This is a genomic window from Marispirochaeta aestuarii (assembly GCF_002087085.1).
Taxonomy (GTDB): domain Bacteria; phylum Spirochaetota; class Spirochaetia; order JC444; family Marispirochaetaceae; genus Marispirochaeta; species Marispirochaeta aestuarii.
Window position 1 is genome coordinate 83,593 of sequence record NZ_MWQY01000002.1, and the last position, 13,875, is coordinate 97,467.

Consider the following 13,875-nt stretch of genomic DNA (forward strand, 5'->3'; position numbering starts at 1 on the left):
TTCTCCTAATTTATCCAGGTCTTCTAGGCGCTGTACACACCACCGTTAATATCCAGGGTCGCCCCGGTAATAAAACCGTCGTACTCACTGGCCAGGAAAGCGACCGCCCGGGCCACATCCTCGCATACACCTGCCCGCCCCAGGGGAATTCCCCGGATTGTCTCGTTCTTTGACTCTTCCGTCGTGTGGGTGGCATGAAAACGGGACCCCAGAATCAGTCCCGGCGCCACGGCGTTTACCCGGACTCCGTACTCAGCCAGCTCAACAGAGAGAGACCGGGTAAAAGTCAGTACCGCTCCCTTGGCAGTCGAATAAACCAGGCTTCCCGTGTGACCGCCCTTGCGTCCCGCCAGGGAAGCGAGATTAACCACTGAGCTGCAGCCTGATTTTTTCAGCAGGGGAAGCGCTTCGCGGGTAACAAGTATCATGGAATCCAGGTTCACCGACATAACCTTGCGGTAAAAATCCATATCCAGATCTTCAAGGGACCTTCTTCCGACAAGGTCTCCTGCATTGTTTATGAGAACATCCAGATTCGCCCACTCGTTCCCGATACGGGATACGAGTTTTTTTACATCCCCTTCATTGGACAAATCCGCCTGACAGGTGAGCGCGATCCCCCCTGCCGTTTGAATCTCCCGGGCCAGGGCTTCCGCCTTTTCTCCGCTGCTGTAATAGTGAATCATAACGGAAGCGCCCCGAGAAGCCAGTTCCCGGGTAATCGCTTCACCTATACCCGATGCGCCGCCGGTCACCAGTACTTTCTTTTCCTTCAATGAATTCATACGCCCTCCTCATGTTGTCTACCAGAAACATACAGGTTTATTACAGGTTGATTCACCTGTTCATATAATGATGCCGGAAATCCCGGATCGAGATGTCACCTTGACGGTGAGCCGCTGTTTTCCGGCGCAGGACCGGTGGAATTCCGTATAAAAATCTTCACAGGCACGACGGTCCTGATCGGCCCGGGAGATCCGTGCTCCAGTGAAGAAAACAGCGTATCGACCGCAACCCTGGCAAGGAGCGGAATATCGACCCCAACGCTCGTCAAAGAAGGAGAAAACTGCATACACTGTTCCGTTTCATCAAAACCGACAAAACTTATTTCACCGGGAACCTGCAAGCCCCGTTTTTTCGCAGCTTCCATGGCACCCAGGGCCACGCTCGCGTTACAGGCACAGACAGCCGTCGGCAATTCCTGACCTTCCAGGATTTTAGCCATGGCCTCCATTCCATTTTCAAAATTCCAGGAACTGTGAAAAATCCGGGACTCAACATCTGAATGGATACTGACAAAATCCATATAGCTGTCGCGGCAGGTATCAGTTGTATAGTAGCCGTCCATGCCGTTTATAAAGAAAATCCTGCGGTGTCCCAGGGAATACAGATAATCCAGGGCGATTTTCGCGGTATTTGTGCGGTCCTCAAGGACCATAGGAAAGCGATCATGTACCCTGTTCACCAGAACAAGGGGTTTGTTGGTGGCCTCAGCCTGGTTCAAAGCTTTTTCCGGAGCCTGACTTACGAATATAAAACCCGCCACACCGCTTTTCATCAGCTGGACAGGAAATTCACCGTTCCTGTCTATGGTCGTATAAAGCAGGTTGTATCCGCGCCCCCTGATTTCCCGGCCAATGGAGTAAAAGAGATTTGAATGAAAGGGCTCGGTAATGCGGTCAACGGAAAAACTACCCCGGGGAAGAATAAATGCCAGGGTATGCGAATTATCTTCGGATATGTCCGCTTTAATCCTTGGAAGGACTACCGTCCCTTTTCCTGGCTTCTTGAGTATCAGGCCATCCCGCAGGAGCAGATTCAAGGCTTTACGGACAGTCAAACGATCCACACCGAAGCGCTCACCTAAAATTCTTTCAGATGGAAGATACTTTTCTTCCTGGGTATCTTCCTTCTTGATCTGCTCAAGGAGGGCTTCATACACTTGAATGTATTTGCTCCGTTCCTTTTGAAATTGCATATGAACATCCCCTACCGCATCAAAAAAACATTGCGCCCCCGGCATATACATGCTATGATTGGTGCATACAGGTAGTATACTGGTTGATGCACTGTTTTACTTTACCAGCAATTTGCGTTTAACGCAATAAATTTTTAGGAGGTATCTATGAAGAAGACGATGTTGGCTCTTCTGGTATCCTTTCTGGTGATCGCCGTTTTCGGGATGACTACGGTATTCGCCGAGGGCGCCAAAGAGGACGGTTCCGGACAGCAATACGTTATCAAGATGGCAACACCCAGTAACCCGGAGGATTCGTGTGTAAAGGCTTTTTTCCACTTCAAGGAACTGGTGGAAGAGAACAGCGATGGACGCATCCAAGTCCAGGTCCTCCATTCAGGCCAGCTAGGCGGTCATCGCGACTACATTGAAGGACTGCAGATGGGCAGTATCCAGATGGCGGAAATCAACACCTCAGTACTCTCTGCCATCGATGACCAGTTCATGATCTTTGACCTGCCCTACATTGCCAAAAGCGTGGAACACGAAATCCGTGTCATCGAAGGCGGAGTCGGCGAAAGACTCTCCAAGGCCCTTGAAGATAAAACGGGCATCAAGATCGTCGGCTGGATGGTTCGTACCCCCCGCAGCGTTTATAATTCCAAGCGCCCCATTCGTACCGCGGATGATTTTAACGGGATTAAAATCCGGGTTATGGAAAGCCCCGTCATGATGAAAACAATGGAGCTACTCGGAGCGAAACCGGTACCCCTGGCTGCAACTGAACGCTACATGGCCCTTCAAACCGGAGTCGTGGATGCGGCGGAGAACAGTCCTCCTCTGATCATTACCGAGAAAGAGTACGAGGTAACGGATTATCTCTCCCTCACGGAGCACTTCGTGACTCCAAATATCATCGCCATCGACGGAAAGTTTCTCAATAAACTTCCCCAGGATCTGCAGAAGGTTGTTCTGGATGCAGGCAAGGCCGCCGGCAAATATGCCATACAGCAGGACCAGGACCAGCTGGCCGGGGCAATCGATACCCTGAAGGGACTGGGAATGGAAGTGAACGCGATACCCGATAAAACCAGCTTTATCAACAAGGTTAAACCCTTGTACGCCGAATACCAGGACCGGATTGGAAAAGATCTTATCGACGTCTTTGTAAATTCGAATTAAAATACTGTTTATAGTGCAACAAATGTCGGCCTGTCCCGTAATGAGACAGGCCGATTATTTAAGGGGGAAAGTCATGGATAAACTAATTGAAATCCTTTTTGACAGGCTGTTAACTCTTGTCCTGAAGATAGTAGGCATTGTACTGGTCTTAACGGTACTGTTGCAGATCTATTCCAGAATAGGAATGACCGCCCCCTACTCCTGGACTGAGGAGCTTTCCCGGTTCAGCTTTATCTGGTTCTGCTTCCTGGGCAGTTGTTACACCCTGCACAAGGATCTTCACCTGGGTATAGACTATTATTACGACAAAATGCCTCTCAAGGTGCAGAAAGCAGTCAGCGTCATTATTTCTTTATTGATACTGATCTTCGGTTTAATGCTTTTTGTGTACGGTCTGAAGATGATGCAGATCACCAGTTTCCAGAAGTCACCCATCCTCAGACTCAATATGTCGAATATGTATGCTGTACTGCCCACCACCGGGTTTTTCTTTACAATTCACAGCATTCATAAACTCATCAGACACTTCAAGACTGCAAAATAGAGGGGATACGAGATGGTCGGCCTGATAGTTTTCGTCATTCTTATCGGACTAATGCTCATAAATGTGCCCATTGCCATTGGAACCGCCCTGGCCACCCTGGGGGGAATTATCGCCGTCGGCGACCTCCCGGTAATGGTGCTGGTACAGCGCATGTTTGTGGGCATCGATACGTTCACCCTTATTGCCGTACCCCTTTTTATCCTGACCGGACGCATGATGGCCCTGGGAGGGATTACCACCGATCTTATCAACCTTTCCAGGGTGCTCGTAGGTTTTATGCGCGGAGGACTGGCATACATAAATATTGTATCGAGCATGTTCTTTGCAGGAATCACCGGCTCCGCAGCCTCGGACACCTCTTCTGTTGGCGCAATTCTTATTCCCGCCATGGTCGAAAAAGGGTATGAAAAAGACTTTTCCGTGGCTGTTACAGCCACCTCTTCCACCATCGGTGTGATGATTCCACCAAGCATCCCCATGGTCATATACGGGGTCGCTTCCGGCTCTTCGATAGGGCGATTGTTCCTCGGCGGATTCGTACCCGGGGTTATGGTGGGACTGTTTTTAATGGCGGTTACATTTGTGCTGGCCCGAAAGCGAAACTACCCGGTGGAAGTACGGGTCCCCTTATCCACAGCTATAATCACGGTAATAAAAGGGATACCCGCCTTAATGACCATCCTGATAATAATCGTCGGAATAGTCAGCGGCGTGTTTACCCCAACGGAAGCAGCCGGGATTGCAGCATTTTACTCGTTTTTACTTGGTACCCTTTACTATAAAGAGCTTAAACTGAAACATATACCCGACATAATCGTGGAAGTCGCTACTACCACCGGTATGGTAGCCCTGATGATAGCAACAGCCAGCGCTCTGGGCTGGCTCTTTGCAAACCAGGGGATTCCCCAGATGATCGGAAACGCTCTTCTGAGCATAACCACAAATCCAGTAATAATCATGCTGCTGGTAAACCTGCTTCTGCTCTTTGTCGGTACATGGCTGGATCTCAGTCCCGCCGTGATAATTTTTACCCCGATTTTGTTACCGATAGTACAACAGATCGGAATTGATCCGGTACATTTCGGCGTAATCATGGTCGTGAACCTTGCAATCGGGCTTTTCACGCCGCCAGTGGGAGTATGTCTTTTTGTCTCCTGCGGTATTGCAGGGATTTCCATTGCCAAAACCGTGCGCGCATTTATTCCGTTCTTTGTTTCAATGGTACTGGTACTGATTCTGATTACATACATACCGCAGCTGGTTATGTTTTTACCGAATCTATTAATGCCCTGAGAAAGGAGCCCCTATGAGAAAAATCCGCTTCGGCAAAACCGAACTTATGGTCAGCGAACTCGCCTTCGGAGGCATCCCGATACAGCGCCATCCCCGGGAGCAGGCGATTGAGGAAATCCGAAAGGTGCTCGACATGGGTGTCAATTTTATCGATACCGCCCACGGCTATACCGACAGCGAGGAGAAGATCGGAGAGGCCATAAAAGCCTACCCCAGGGAATCCCTCGTTATTGCCTCCAAATCCCCGGCCATGGATGGCGACGGATTTCGCGAACACCTGGAGCTGAGTCTCAAACGGCTGGGCGTGGAATACATCGATATATACCAGCATCATAATGTAAGCAGCCCGAAAAAGATGGCTACCGTACTCGGACCTGACGGTGCCTGGAAGGCCATGCAGAAGGCCATGGACGAGGGGCTTGTACGCCACCCTGCCTTCAGCGCCCACAGCCTGGAGACAGCGAAGGAGATGATGCTTACCCGGAATTACGAGGCAACCCAGATCCCCTTCAATTTTGTAGACAATGCTGCTGAAAAGGAGCTGATCCCCCTGGCCCGGGAGCTGGATATGGGCTTTATCTGCATGAAACCTCTGGGGGGAGGGCTTATAGATAATGCGCGGCTCTGCTTTCGCTACCTGCGGCAGTATCCTGGCATAGTTCCTGATCCGGGAATAGAACACGCCTCTGAGATGGAGGAGATCATCTCCATCTATTCCGACGAATCTCCCCTTACGGACAATGAGAAGTCGGATATAGAACGGATCCGCGAAGAACTGGGAGCCAGCTGGTGTCACCGCTGCGAATACTGCCAGCCTTGTCCCGAGGGGATAAGCATAAGTACGGTCCTGACAGCCCGGAGTATGACACGCAGGATGCCCCGGGAAAAAGCCCTCTCAATGCTCAAGGGTCCCATGAAGCAGGCGGAAAGCTGCAGCGAGTGCGGGACCTGCGAGGAACGCTGCCCCTACGATCTGCCCATACGGGAACTGCTCAAAACACGGCGGAGACAATTCAGCGATTTCGTGGAAACCGGCATCTGGACGTAACAGCCAGCCTGTTCGGCTGTCACCCCTTTAATCTGTTCATAATCCGGTATACGGCCCCTGCCCAGAACTGCTGCATCATCATGCTGAACACGACCGGCAGGGCCACGACGGGGCCGAAGTAGTTCAGCGCAATTACTATACCCGCCGCAGTATTCTTCATGGATGAAGCGTAAACCACCGAAGGGAGGGCCATGTGTCTCCTTCCCAGAAAAAGAGCTGCCACAGCCAGGGCGGAAAAAAAGTTCAGGAAATTATGCAGCCCCACAAGCAGAAACAGGCGAATAATCTCCCAGTCGAAACCCTGTACATAGGGTCGAACCACCGCGCCGTTTACGGTAATAATCACCAGCATCATCAACTTTGTAACAAGGTCAAAGTATGGACGAAGGGGCACAACCGCCTTCGGCGCCCGGTTTCGCAGGGCAAGGCCGAGTATGACGGGTATGACAATGGTGCGGGAGAGACTTCCTGTCAGTGCCAGGGCGTCGAATTCGACCACTTTTCCCATGAAAAAAGCCATTTGAAAGGGGATATTGACCCCGCTCACCAGGGTCACCACTGTAACCAGGGCAAGGGAGAGGGCGATATGACCTCCTGCAATGCCGGTCCATACCATGGACGTAATGGCCACCGGCGTCACGGAGAGCAGGAAGTGTCCCGCAGCATAAGCCGGGGTCCCGGAATGGAAGAAAAAACCCATCAGGTAACCGATAAGAGGCATGAGAATAAATATCACGCCAAGGGCGATAAAAAACCCCCTGGGGTCGGTGATTACACTGCGGAAACTTTCCAGGGTACAGGAGGTACCCACCACAAAAACAATAAAAAACAGGGCGTAGGGAAGAACCACTGCGGCATTGGAGGCATAATCAGCGAATAAAAAGCCGGTTACGAGACCGCCCATAATAAGGAGCAGAAGATGCCGGCTGATTGTTTTATCCAGTTGTTCAATGAAGCGGCGCAGACCGGCAACTCCTTACAGGTGATTTTAAAAATTGCTGCACACGGGAACGGTTAACCGTAATTGATTGCCGATATTCCGTCAATGCAGCGGATGAAAAATACGGAGCAGCAGGCACAAACTGCTCCGAATAAAAATCACATCAGCAGATTCGGAATAAAGGTGGATATACCCGGAAAAAAGATCACCATGAGCAGGACCAGCAGAATTGTTCCCACAAAGGGAAGATTATCCTTTGAGACATTTATTATATCCTCTCCCGATATGGAACTCGTTACAAAAAGGGCGGAGCCCACAGGAGGAGTCTGCTGACCGATACCTACGCACAGCACCACAACCATTCCGAATTGCAGGGGATCGATTCCCAGGCGGTTCGCCAGGGGCAGAAGCATGGGAACGACGATAAGCTGCAACGGCGCGCCGTGCAGAAAAGTCCCTGCAACAATCAGAAGTCCGCTTATCAGCAGCATCGCAAGCTGGGGATTTTCCGTCAGATTCAGTACGGTCTTCGCAATTGCCTGGGGAACCCGCTGCCGGGACAAGGCCCATCCCAGAAGATACGAAAAGGCCAGTATTATCATGATGATGGCCGTGGTAGTAACCGTCCCAATGAGTCCCTCATAGAGATCCTTCAAGGTCAGCTCACGATATACAAAAAAACCTATGAGCATGGCATAGAGTACCGCCACTGCCCCTGCTTCCGTGGGGGTGGTAATGCCGAAGGAGATAAATCCCAGTATGATCAGGGGTAGAAGCAGGGCGAGAAGGGCATCGCGGGTGGCAGACAGGAGCTCATGCATGGAAAAGTTATCCGCCTTTGGATAGCTCCTTGCCTTGGACACGCGATACGCCACAGCCATCTGAAAGAGTCCCACCAGAATGCCGGGAACAAGTCCCGCCAGAAACAGCCTTCCGATGGATGTGGATGAGACAAATCCGTGAAGAACCATGGGTATGCTCGGCGGAATGATGATCCCGATGGTTGCAGATGACGAGGTTACCGCAGCTGAGAAGCGTCCGCTGTAGCCCTCCTTTTTCATTGCCGGAATCAGAACCTGCCCGACAGCTCCCGTATCAGCCACCGCGGAACCGGAAATACCGGCAAAGAACATACTCGCAATAATATTAACCAGGGCAAGTCCGCCCCGTACATGTCCCACCATCGCTTTGGCCAGGCGGATAATACGACGGGTTATTCCCCCGGTATTCATCAGGTTGCCGGCCAGGATAAACAGGGGCAGTGCCAGAAGCACATAGTTGTTCGCCCCGCTGTGAAGCTGCTGCGGAATTATCGACAGTGGAGCATTCTGCAAAAGCATGTACCCCAGGGATGCAATACCGAGAGCGAATCCCAGGGGAATAAAAGCCGCCAGTCCGACAAGCGTAGCAGTAATCAGTACAATCAATCCTAAATTCATCTTCCTCTACCTCCAGAATTGCCAAACTCAGCTATCCGTTGTGTTCCTGTTCCGAATCTTTCCTGGAAATCCCGACGGGCCCGCCGGCTTCCTCCAGGTAGTACCAGTAATCACTGTTCCGGAGGATTTCGATAATTTCGAAAATGAGATATATAATCCACAGAAAAGCAGCAATGGGAATAATCATGTACTGATAGAACATGGGAATCCCCAGATAGGGACTGCTCAGATTGCGAAACGCACCCGCGAAGAGCAGTCCGTAGTGGATTACATAAACGTTCAGTATAATCACAAAAAAATCTCCCGCCACAAGAACAGAGCGCTGCAGAGAGGGCTTGAGTACGCTGTAGAGCAGCGAGATTCTCATATGTTTCTTTTCCACAAAGGCAAGAAAAGAACCGAAAAAGGTAATCCAGATCATGGTGGCAAGGGCGATCTCTTCGGTCCACCCCACGGGGCGTCTGAAAACATACCGGGCCGTAACCTGCAGTACGACAACAAAGACCATAATTAATAACGCGGCAAGGGATGTTGCCCTGGTAATATTTTCAAGCAAGCGTATTATTCTGCGCATGAGACCTCCATTACGTATGCCGCTTTACCTGCGGAAAAATGCCGGACACCGCGGCTGAATGCGGTGTCCGTACCCTGGCTGCTGCCAGTACAGTCCGACTTTTTCTTTGCGTCAGCAGTATCAGTACTGCTCCCCTGCCTTATTAATCTTTTCGATAAGTTCACCAAAACGGTCGGTGTAATTGGGCCAGATCTGCTCCAGGGCAACCTTTCGGAAAGCGGCATTGTTGGCGGTATTGACCTTGAGTCCCGTCTCTTCAACCATTTCGTTGAGCATGTCGGTCTCATTGTCCACGATAAATTGAATGACCCATTCGCTGGCTTCCTGGGCTGCCTCGTGAAGAACATCCTTCTGCTCCTGACTGAGGCTCTGGTACTTCTTTTCATTGATAAGGGTTTTCTGGAATGCATACACGTGATTGGTTATGGACAGATACTTCTGCACTTCATTCAGCTGGGCAGAGTAGATGTTGATTATGGGGTTTTCCTGACCGTCGAAGGTACCTGACTGCAGAGCACCATACACTTCAGGGAAGGAGAGAGCACTGGCCGCTGCGCCGAAGGTCTCGAAAGTCCTGACCCTGATTTCGCTGCTTGGTGTCCGTATTCTCAATCCCTTGAGATCCTCAGGCTTATCAATGGGACGAACATTGTTGGTGATCTGCCGGAATCCGTTTTCATAATAGGTCAGGATCCGCAGTCCATGGGCGTCAATCAGCCTCCGGGAAAGCTCTTCTCCAATTTCTCCCCAGGCTACAGCGTAGGCATGGTCCCGGTTCTTGAAAATGAAGGGAAGATCGAAGACTCCAAAACCATCTACAAACTGAACGATCGGGGTAGACAGATTCGCCATATCCACAGTCCCCATCTTGGCCTGCTGAGCATTCTCCATGGCCGGGCCCAGCTCTGCCGCGGGATAAATATCGATTTCCATCTTACCACCGCTCATCTTTTCCACATTTTCCTTGAAACGTTCTCCCCACAGATACACCGGATGGGGTTCGACGGTTTCATGGGCAAAGGTAAGCACCAGCTTCTCTTCACCCGCGGCAGCCCCTTCGGCTTCACCGCCTGCCCAGAGAGTAAAACCTGCAAGCAGAAACAGCACCGTCAATGAAACAACGCGTCTCATAGACACCTCCTAATTGATACTATCCCTTCTTATGCAGTTTTTATGCCATCCTGTGATCCTCGTCGACATGGAAGCTAAAGCGTTAAAGCATAAACATTTAAATTTTACAATTAATATAAACTATCCTGAAAGACAGAATCAGCGCTAGCACATTTTGCGGCATTGCATATACTGGTTGCATTACCGCAACTACATCGGCAGGATCCTGCCGCAAAGCGTCACAGTCCGAAGACAAGAACGATATACAGGGGTAAAACAAGCAGATACAGCAGGTAATTCAGGAGAATGGTAAAAGAGACATGATCCTCCTGCATTCCCGCCTTGGATGCGATGAGGGATAAATTCGTAGCCGGGGGTGTCGTCATTTCAAGAAAAAGTATCCATTTCTGACTGAAGGACAAGCGCCCCTCAAATGCGGGAATCCTCATAATCAGAACAAAGATTCCGGGAAGCAGAAAGAAACGGACAAGAGAAACAAGCAGTGTACCGGGCAGCAGTCTGCCGATACTAGCGCGATTCAGCTGCAGCTGCCCGATCTGAGTCCCCAGGATGAAGAGAATGAGGGGAAAAGTCAGGGAACCAAGAAGTTCAAGGGAGCGCAGCAGATGATGAAGCAGCTGATCCTCTGACTCGAAAAGGGTGTTCAAACCGCTTACTGCCGCGGCTGTTCCCGCAAGGATTCCAATGAGAGGCGGTGTAATGATTTCCCGCACTTTGGGAAGCCTGCCCTGCCCGGTTATCAGAAAATTGCCGATGGACCAGAGAATCGGCGTTTCCGCCAGAATGTAGGCTCCCACGTACATGGAGGGAAGGTTCGGTGCAAGCTGTTCAGCAAAGAGCGGCAGGGAAAGGGGCAGAAGCTCGGTTATGGTAAGGGGTATCATCCCGGAGTTTCCGAAGGAGGAAAGAGCGATATAGGTTCTTCTCTCCTGCCTGGATCCGGGAAGAAAACGAAAAACCAGAACCGAAACCGCCAGGGCCGCCGCGATAATGACCACAGCCGCCAGAGGAAAAAGAAAGGCACCCTTTATTTCCGCGGCATCGATCTTTGCAATACGGGCAAAAAAATAGAGAGGAAAAGCCACCTGAACAATCAGGCGGCTTAAGGAGCGATAGAAATCCTTCGGCCAGCCGCCGAAGCGGCCGGCCAGGACTCCAATGGCCACAATACCGGCCAGCTGCAGAAGAGAATACAGGACTGGTATGAACAGGGTCTGAGGGTTCACCCTTTTTCAGGCCCCCAGCCAACCGCCGTCCACGGGCAGGATATGTCCGTTGACAAAATCCGAAGCATCGGAGGCCAAAAAAATTACCGGCCCCATAATGTCTTCCAGTTCTCCAAGACGTTTCATGGGTATCCTGCCTAAGACCCAGTTCTTCATTTCCGGGTTGGAAAGAATCTTTTTATTTATCGCCGTAAGGGTAAAAACAGGTGCGATACCGTTTACATTTACCCCCTTGGGACCCCATTCTATGGCAAGGGATCTGGTTATCTGGTTAACTGCCCCCTTGCTGGGAGCATAGGCAAGATCCTCAGCCCTGCCTTGAAAACCTCTGACGGAAGAAATATTGATAATCTTTCCCCGTTTTTTTTCCAGCATATAACGCCCGGCATACTTGCAGGTAAGCATTATGGACTTGAGATTCACATCCATGACCCTCTGCCAGGCAGCGGTATCGAACTCGGTGGAGGACTGCAGGTGGACGATCCCCTGACTGTTGACCAGGATATCGATCCCTCCATAGGTCTCCTCCATGAAGGACATCAGCTCTTCAACTTTTTTCTCCTCCGTAACATCCGCCGCGAAACTGGTTCCTTTTCGTCCGAGACGGTTTATCGCCTCGGCTGTTTCCGTCAAACCGGCGGGTCCGCGGCCGGATACACACACGTCAGCCCCCGCAGCGGCAAGCCCCAATGCCATGGCCTGTCCCAGCCCCTTGGTTCCGCCGACTACAAGGGCACTCCTGCCGCTGAGGCGGAACCTGTCGGTAACCGTCTTCGCCTGTTCAAACACTCTATCCAGGTCTGACACTCTAGGCCTCCACGATGTCGATAAGTCCGGTTCTCTCGTCTGTCACTCTGGTAGTTTTTACCCCTTTGAAGGCAATAAGCCCAACCTCGACACGGTAACAGCAGCGGGAACCGGGTTCCAGGTGTCCGACATACACCTTGTCATTGGGAGGGTCGGAAACGACTACGTGAATATGGGGTTCTCCCCCGGCAACGGAGCCGCCCAGAGAACCAACCTCAACCGGGCCTTCCAGGTTATAGTATTTATCCACCGGGGGAAGTCCGGTACTGGTAATGGCATGCAGATTGCAGATATCGAAAGAGCCTATACCGGAGGTAAAAACTCCAGCGTCGATATTCTTCTCCTTTAAAAACTTTCTGAGTTCTTCGATGATAAGTTCGCCCCGGCGGAACGAGATCATGTAACATTCGATTCCATTGGCAGCAGGTATGGCTAACATTGTTTCCTCCTTACGGAAATTACTTGAGCATATTGGGAATCCACAGGACAACCTGCGGCATATAGGTGACCATCAGCAGGGTTCCGATCAGCGGGATAAGGTAAAAAGCAACCTCGCTCATGATATCCTTTATGGAGACCTTGGCTATATCGCTGATCAGGAAGAGGGAGAGCCCCATGGGGGGAGTGACCAGGCCGATCATAATATTGAAGATAAACACAATCCCCAGGTGGATTTCGTTTACTCCTGCACCGACGAGGGGGGGCACCACAATGGGGACCAGCAGCAGAGTGGCGGTTGTACTGTCCAGGAACATACCGACAATAAAGAGCAGGATGTTCAGAATCAGCAGCAGCACAAGGGGATTCTGGCTTATGGACAGCAGAAAGCTCGAGAACATCTGGGGTATCTGCTCGATGGCAAGAATCCAGCCGAAGAGGGCCGCCGCCGCGACAATAATCATTATTGTAGAGGTCGACTTGACCGTCTCGAACAGGGCGGTAAGAATATGCCGCCAGGTAAGCTCACGGTAGATAACCAGGCTGATAAAAAAGACATAGACGACCGTCGCACTTGCAGCCTCGGTGGGGGTAAAGAGACCGGAAAGCATACCGAAGATCAGCAGTATCGGTGTAAGGAGCGCCGGAAAGGCGGGAATAAAGTCCCGGACCACCTCTTTTACGGTGGGCCAGCGCTCCGCCCGGGGATATCCCCGCACAACGGAGATGACACCGGTCATTATCATCATGGCACCCACAGCCAGCACCGCGGGCATGATTCCCGCCAGAAGCAGCTTGACAATGGAGACACTCGCTACGGAGCCGTAGATGACCAGGGGAATACTGGGCGGAAAGATCGGTCCCACCGTAGCGGAGGCGGCGGTAACCGCCGAAGCGAAAGATCCTCTGAAGCCCTTCTCTTTCATGGCCTTGATCTCGATCTGCCCCAGGCCTCCCACATCCGCCAGGGCGGCGCCTGACATGCCGGAAAAAATCAGGCTGGCAAAAATATTAACCTGGGCGAGTCCGCCGGGAAAGCGGCCAACCAGGGTATCGGCGAATTTAAATATTCGGTTGGTAACCCCCGATGAGTTCATGAGGTTTCCCACGAAGATAAATACAGGAACCGCAATAAAAGGGTATGAATCGAGGGCGTAATGCATTCTCTGGGTCACCAGAGTCAAGGTCACCCCGGAGCTGAAAACATAGAGAAGTGCGGGAATGATTATGGAAAGAACGACTGGAAAACCCAGTATGAATAAAATGAAGAACAAGGCTAACAGAACAAAACCCATA

Annotated in this window: 14 protein-coding genes; 4 read left to right on the forward strand and 10 right to left on the reverse strand. The window is 51.2% G+C overall.

Going from position 1 to position 13,875, the window contains the following annotated elements; genetic code table 11:
• Positions 1 to 23 precede the first annotated feature (23 nt).
• Positions 24 to 785 (reverse strand): SDR family NAD(P)-dependent oxidoreductase, encoded by a 762-nt coding sequence (locus B4O97_RS01865; RefSeq protein WP_083047758.1) that lies wholly within the window; start codon positions 783 to 785, stop codon positions 24 to 26.
• A 95-nt stretch (positions 786 to 880) separates the two neighbouring features.
• Entirely contained in the window at positions 881 to 1,978 is a 1,098-nt protein-coding gene (locus tag B4O97_RS01870; RefSeq protein ID WP_158084101.1) for a substrate-binding domain-containing protein, read from the reverse strand.
• 147 nt (positions 1,979 to 2,125) lie between these two features.
• On the opposite strand from B4O97_RS01870, the gene B4O97_RS01875 reads away from it, so the two are divergent.
• The 4 genes from B4O97_RS01875 to B4O97_RS01890 all read left to right on the forward strand — a co-directional run bounded on the left by B4O97_RS01875 (position 2,126) and on the right by B4O97_RS01890 (position 6,024).
• The gene (locus B4O97_RS01875; protein WP_083047762.1) at positions 2,126 to 3,139 is read left to right on the forward strand and encodes a TRAP transporter substrate-binding protein; all 1,014 of its coding nucleotides are present in this window, start codon (positions 2,126 to 2,128) and stop codon (positions 3,137 to 3,139) included.
• A gap of 73 nt (positions 3,140 to 3,212) precedes the next feature.
• Positions 3,213 to 3,683, forward strand: a complete 471-nt coding sequence (locus tag B4O97_RS01880; protein ID WP_158084102.1) for a TRAP transporter small permease — start codon at positions 3,213 to 3,215, stop codon at positions 3,681 to 3,683.
• A gap of 12 nt (positions 3,684 to 3,695) precedes the next feature.
• Positions 3,696 to 4,976: a TRAP transporter large permease gene (locus B4O97_RS01885; RefSeq protein WP_083047766.1), complete on the forward strand. Its 1,281-nt coding sequence runs from the start codon at positions 3,696 to 3,698 to the stop codon at positions 4,974 to 4,976.
• A 13-nt stretch (positions 4,977 to 4,989) separates the two neighbouring features.
• Positions 4,990 to 6,024 (forward strand): aldo/keto reductase, encoded by a 1,035-nt coding sequence (locus B4O97_RS01890; protein WP_083047768.1) that lies wholly within the window; start codon positions 4,990 to 4,992, stop codon positions 6,022 to 6,024.
• A gap of 19 nt (positions 6,025 to 6,043) precedes the next feature.
• Here the strand turns inward: B4O97_RS01890 and B4O97_RS01895 are convergent, their stop codons facing one another.
• The 8 genes from B4O97_RS01895 to B4O97_RS01930 form a co-directional block, all read right to left on the reverse strand.
• Entirely contained in the window at positions 6,044 to 6,928 is an 885-nt protein-coding gene (locus B4O97_RS01895) for a bile acid:sodium symporter family protein (RefSeq protein WP_083047770.1), read from the reverse strand.
• Positions 6,929 to 7,122: 194 nt separating this feature from the next.
• On the reverse strand, positions 7,123 to 8,403 hold the full coding sequence (locus B4O97_RS01900) for a TRAP transporter large permease (RefSeq protein WP_083047772.1): 1,281 nt from the start codon (positions 8,401 to 8,403) through the stop codon (positions 7,123 to 7,125).
• Between the two features lie 31 nt (positions 8,404 to 8,434).
• A complete protein-coding gene (locus B4O97_RS01905) occupies positions 8,435 to 8,977 on the reverse strand; it encodes a TRAP transporter small permease (protein WP_083047774.1) in 543 nt (180 codons plus the stop codon).
• Between the two features lie 120 nt (positions 8,978 to 9,097).
• Positions 9,098 to 10,108 carry a TRAP transporter substrate-binding protein gene (locus B4O97_RS01910; RefSeq protein ID WP_083047776.1) on the reverse strand — a complete coding sequence of 337 codons (1,011 nt, stop codon included), beginning with the start codon at positions 10,106 to 10,108 and terminating at the stop codon, positions 9,098 to 9,100.
• Positions 10,109 to 10,326: 218 nt separating this feature from the next.
• A complete protein-coding gene (locus B4O97_RS01915; protein WP_083047778.1) occupies positions 10,327 to 11,334 on the reverse strand; it encodes an AEC family transporter in 1,008 nt (335 codons plus the stop codon).
• 6 nt (positions 11,335 to 11,340) lie between these two features.
• Complete coding sequence (locus B4O97_RS01920) at positions 11,341 to 12,141, reverse strand: SDR family NAD(P)-dependent oxidoreductase (RefSeq protein ID WP_083047780.1); 801 nt, start codon at positions 12,139 to 12,141, stop codon at positions 11,341 to 11,343.
• Between the two features lies 1 nt (position 12,142).
• Positions 12,143 to 12,580 carry a PPC domain-containing DNA-binding protein gene (locus tag B4O97_RS01925; protein ID WP_083047782.1) on the reverse strand — a complete coding sequence of 146 codons (438 nt, stop codon included), beginning with the start codon at positions 12,578 to 12,580 and terminating at the stop codon, positions 12,143 to 12,145.
• 19 nt (positions 12,581 to 12,599) lie between these two features.
• On the reverse strand, positions 12,600 to 13,874 hold the full coding sequence (locus B4O97_RS01930) for a TRAP transporter large permease (protein ID WP_083047783.1): 1,275 nt from the start codon (positions 13,872 to 13,874) through the stop codon (positions 12,600 to 12,602).
• Between the last annotated feature and the right edge of the window lies 1 nt (position 13,875).

What these genes read in the sequence shown, in the direction of transcription:
- B4O97_RS01865 (WP_083047758.1), bottom strand. Translation starts at nt 785, where the DNA reads ATGAATTCATTGAAGGAAAAGAAAGTACTGGTGACCGGCGGCGCATCG.
- B4O97_RS01870 (WP_158084101.1), bottom strand. Translation starts at nt 1,978, where the DNA reads ATGCAATTTCAAAAGGAACGGAGCAAATACATTCAAGTGTATGAAGCC.
- B4O97_RS01875 (WP_083047762.1), top strand. Translation starts at nt 2,126, where the DNA reads ATGAAGAAGACGATGTTGGCTCTTCTGGTATCCTTTCTGGTGATCGCC.
- B4O97_RS01880 (WP_158084102.1), top strand. Translation starts at nt 3,213, where the DNA reads ATGGATAAACTAATTGAAATCCTTTTTGACAGGCTGTTAACTCTTGTC.
- B4O97_RS01885 (WP_083047766.1), top strand. Translation starts at nt 3,696, where the DNA reads ATGGTCGGCCTGATAGTTTTCGTCATTCTTATCGGACTAATGCTCATA.
- B4O97_RS01890 (WP_083047768.1), top strand. Translation starts at nt 4,990, where the DNA reads ATGAGAAAAATCCGCTTCGGCAAAACCGAACTTATGGTCAGCGAACTC.
- B4O97_RS01895 (WP_083047770.1), bottom strand. Translation starts at nt 6,928, where the DNA reads ATGGGCGGTCTCGTAACCGGCTTTTTATTCGCTGATTATGCCTCCAAT.
- B4O97_RS01900 (WP_083047772.1), bottom strand. Translation starts at nt 8,403, where the DNA reads ATGAATTTAGGATTGATTGTACTGATTACTGCTACGCTTGTCGGACTG.
- B4O97_RS01905 (WP_083047774.1), bottom strand. Translation starts at nt 8,977, where the DNA reads ATGCGCAGAATAATACGCTTGCTTGAAAATATTACCAGGGCAACATCC.
- B4O97_RS01910 (WP_083047776.1), bottom strand. Translation starts at nt 10,108, where the DNA reads ATGAGACGCGTTGTTTCATTGACGGTGCTGTTTCTGCTTGCAGGTTTT.
- B4O97_RS01925 (WP_083047782.1), bottom strand. Translation starts at nt 12,580, where the DNA reads ATGTTAGCCATACCTGCTGCCAATGGAATCGAATGTTACATGATCTCG.
- B4O97_RS01930 (WP_083047783.1), bottom strand. Translation starts at nt 13,874, where the DNA reads ATGGGTTTTGTTCTGTTAGCCTTGTTCTTCATTTTATTCATACTGGGT.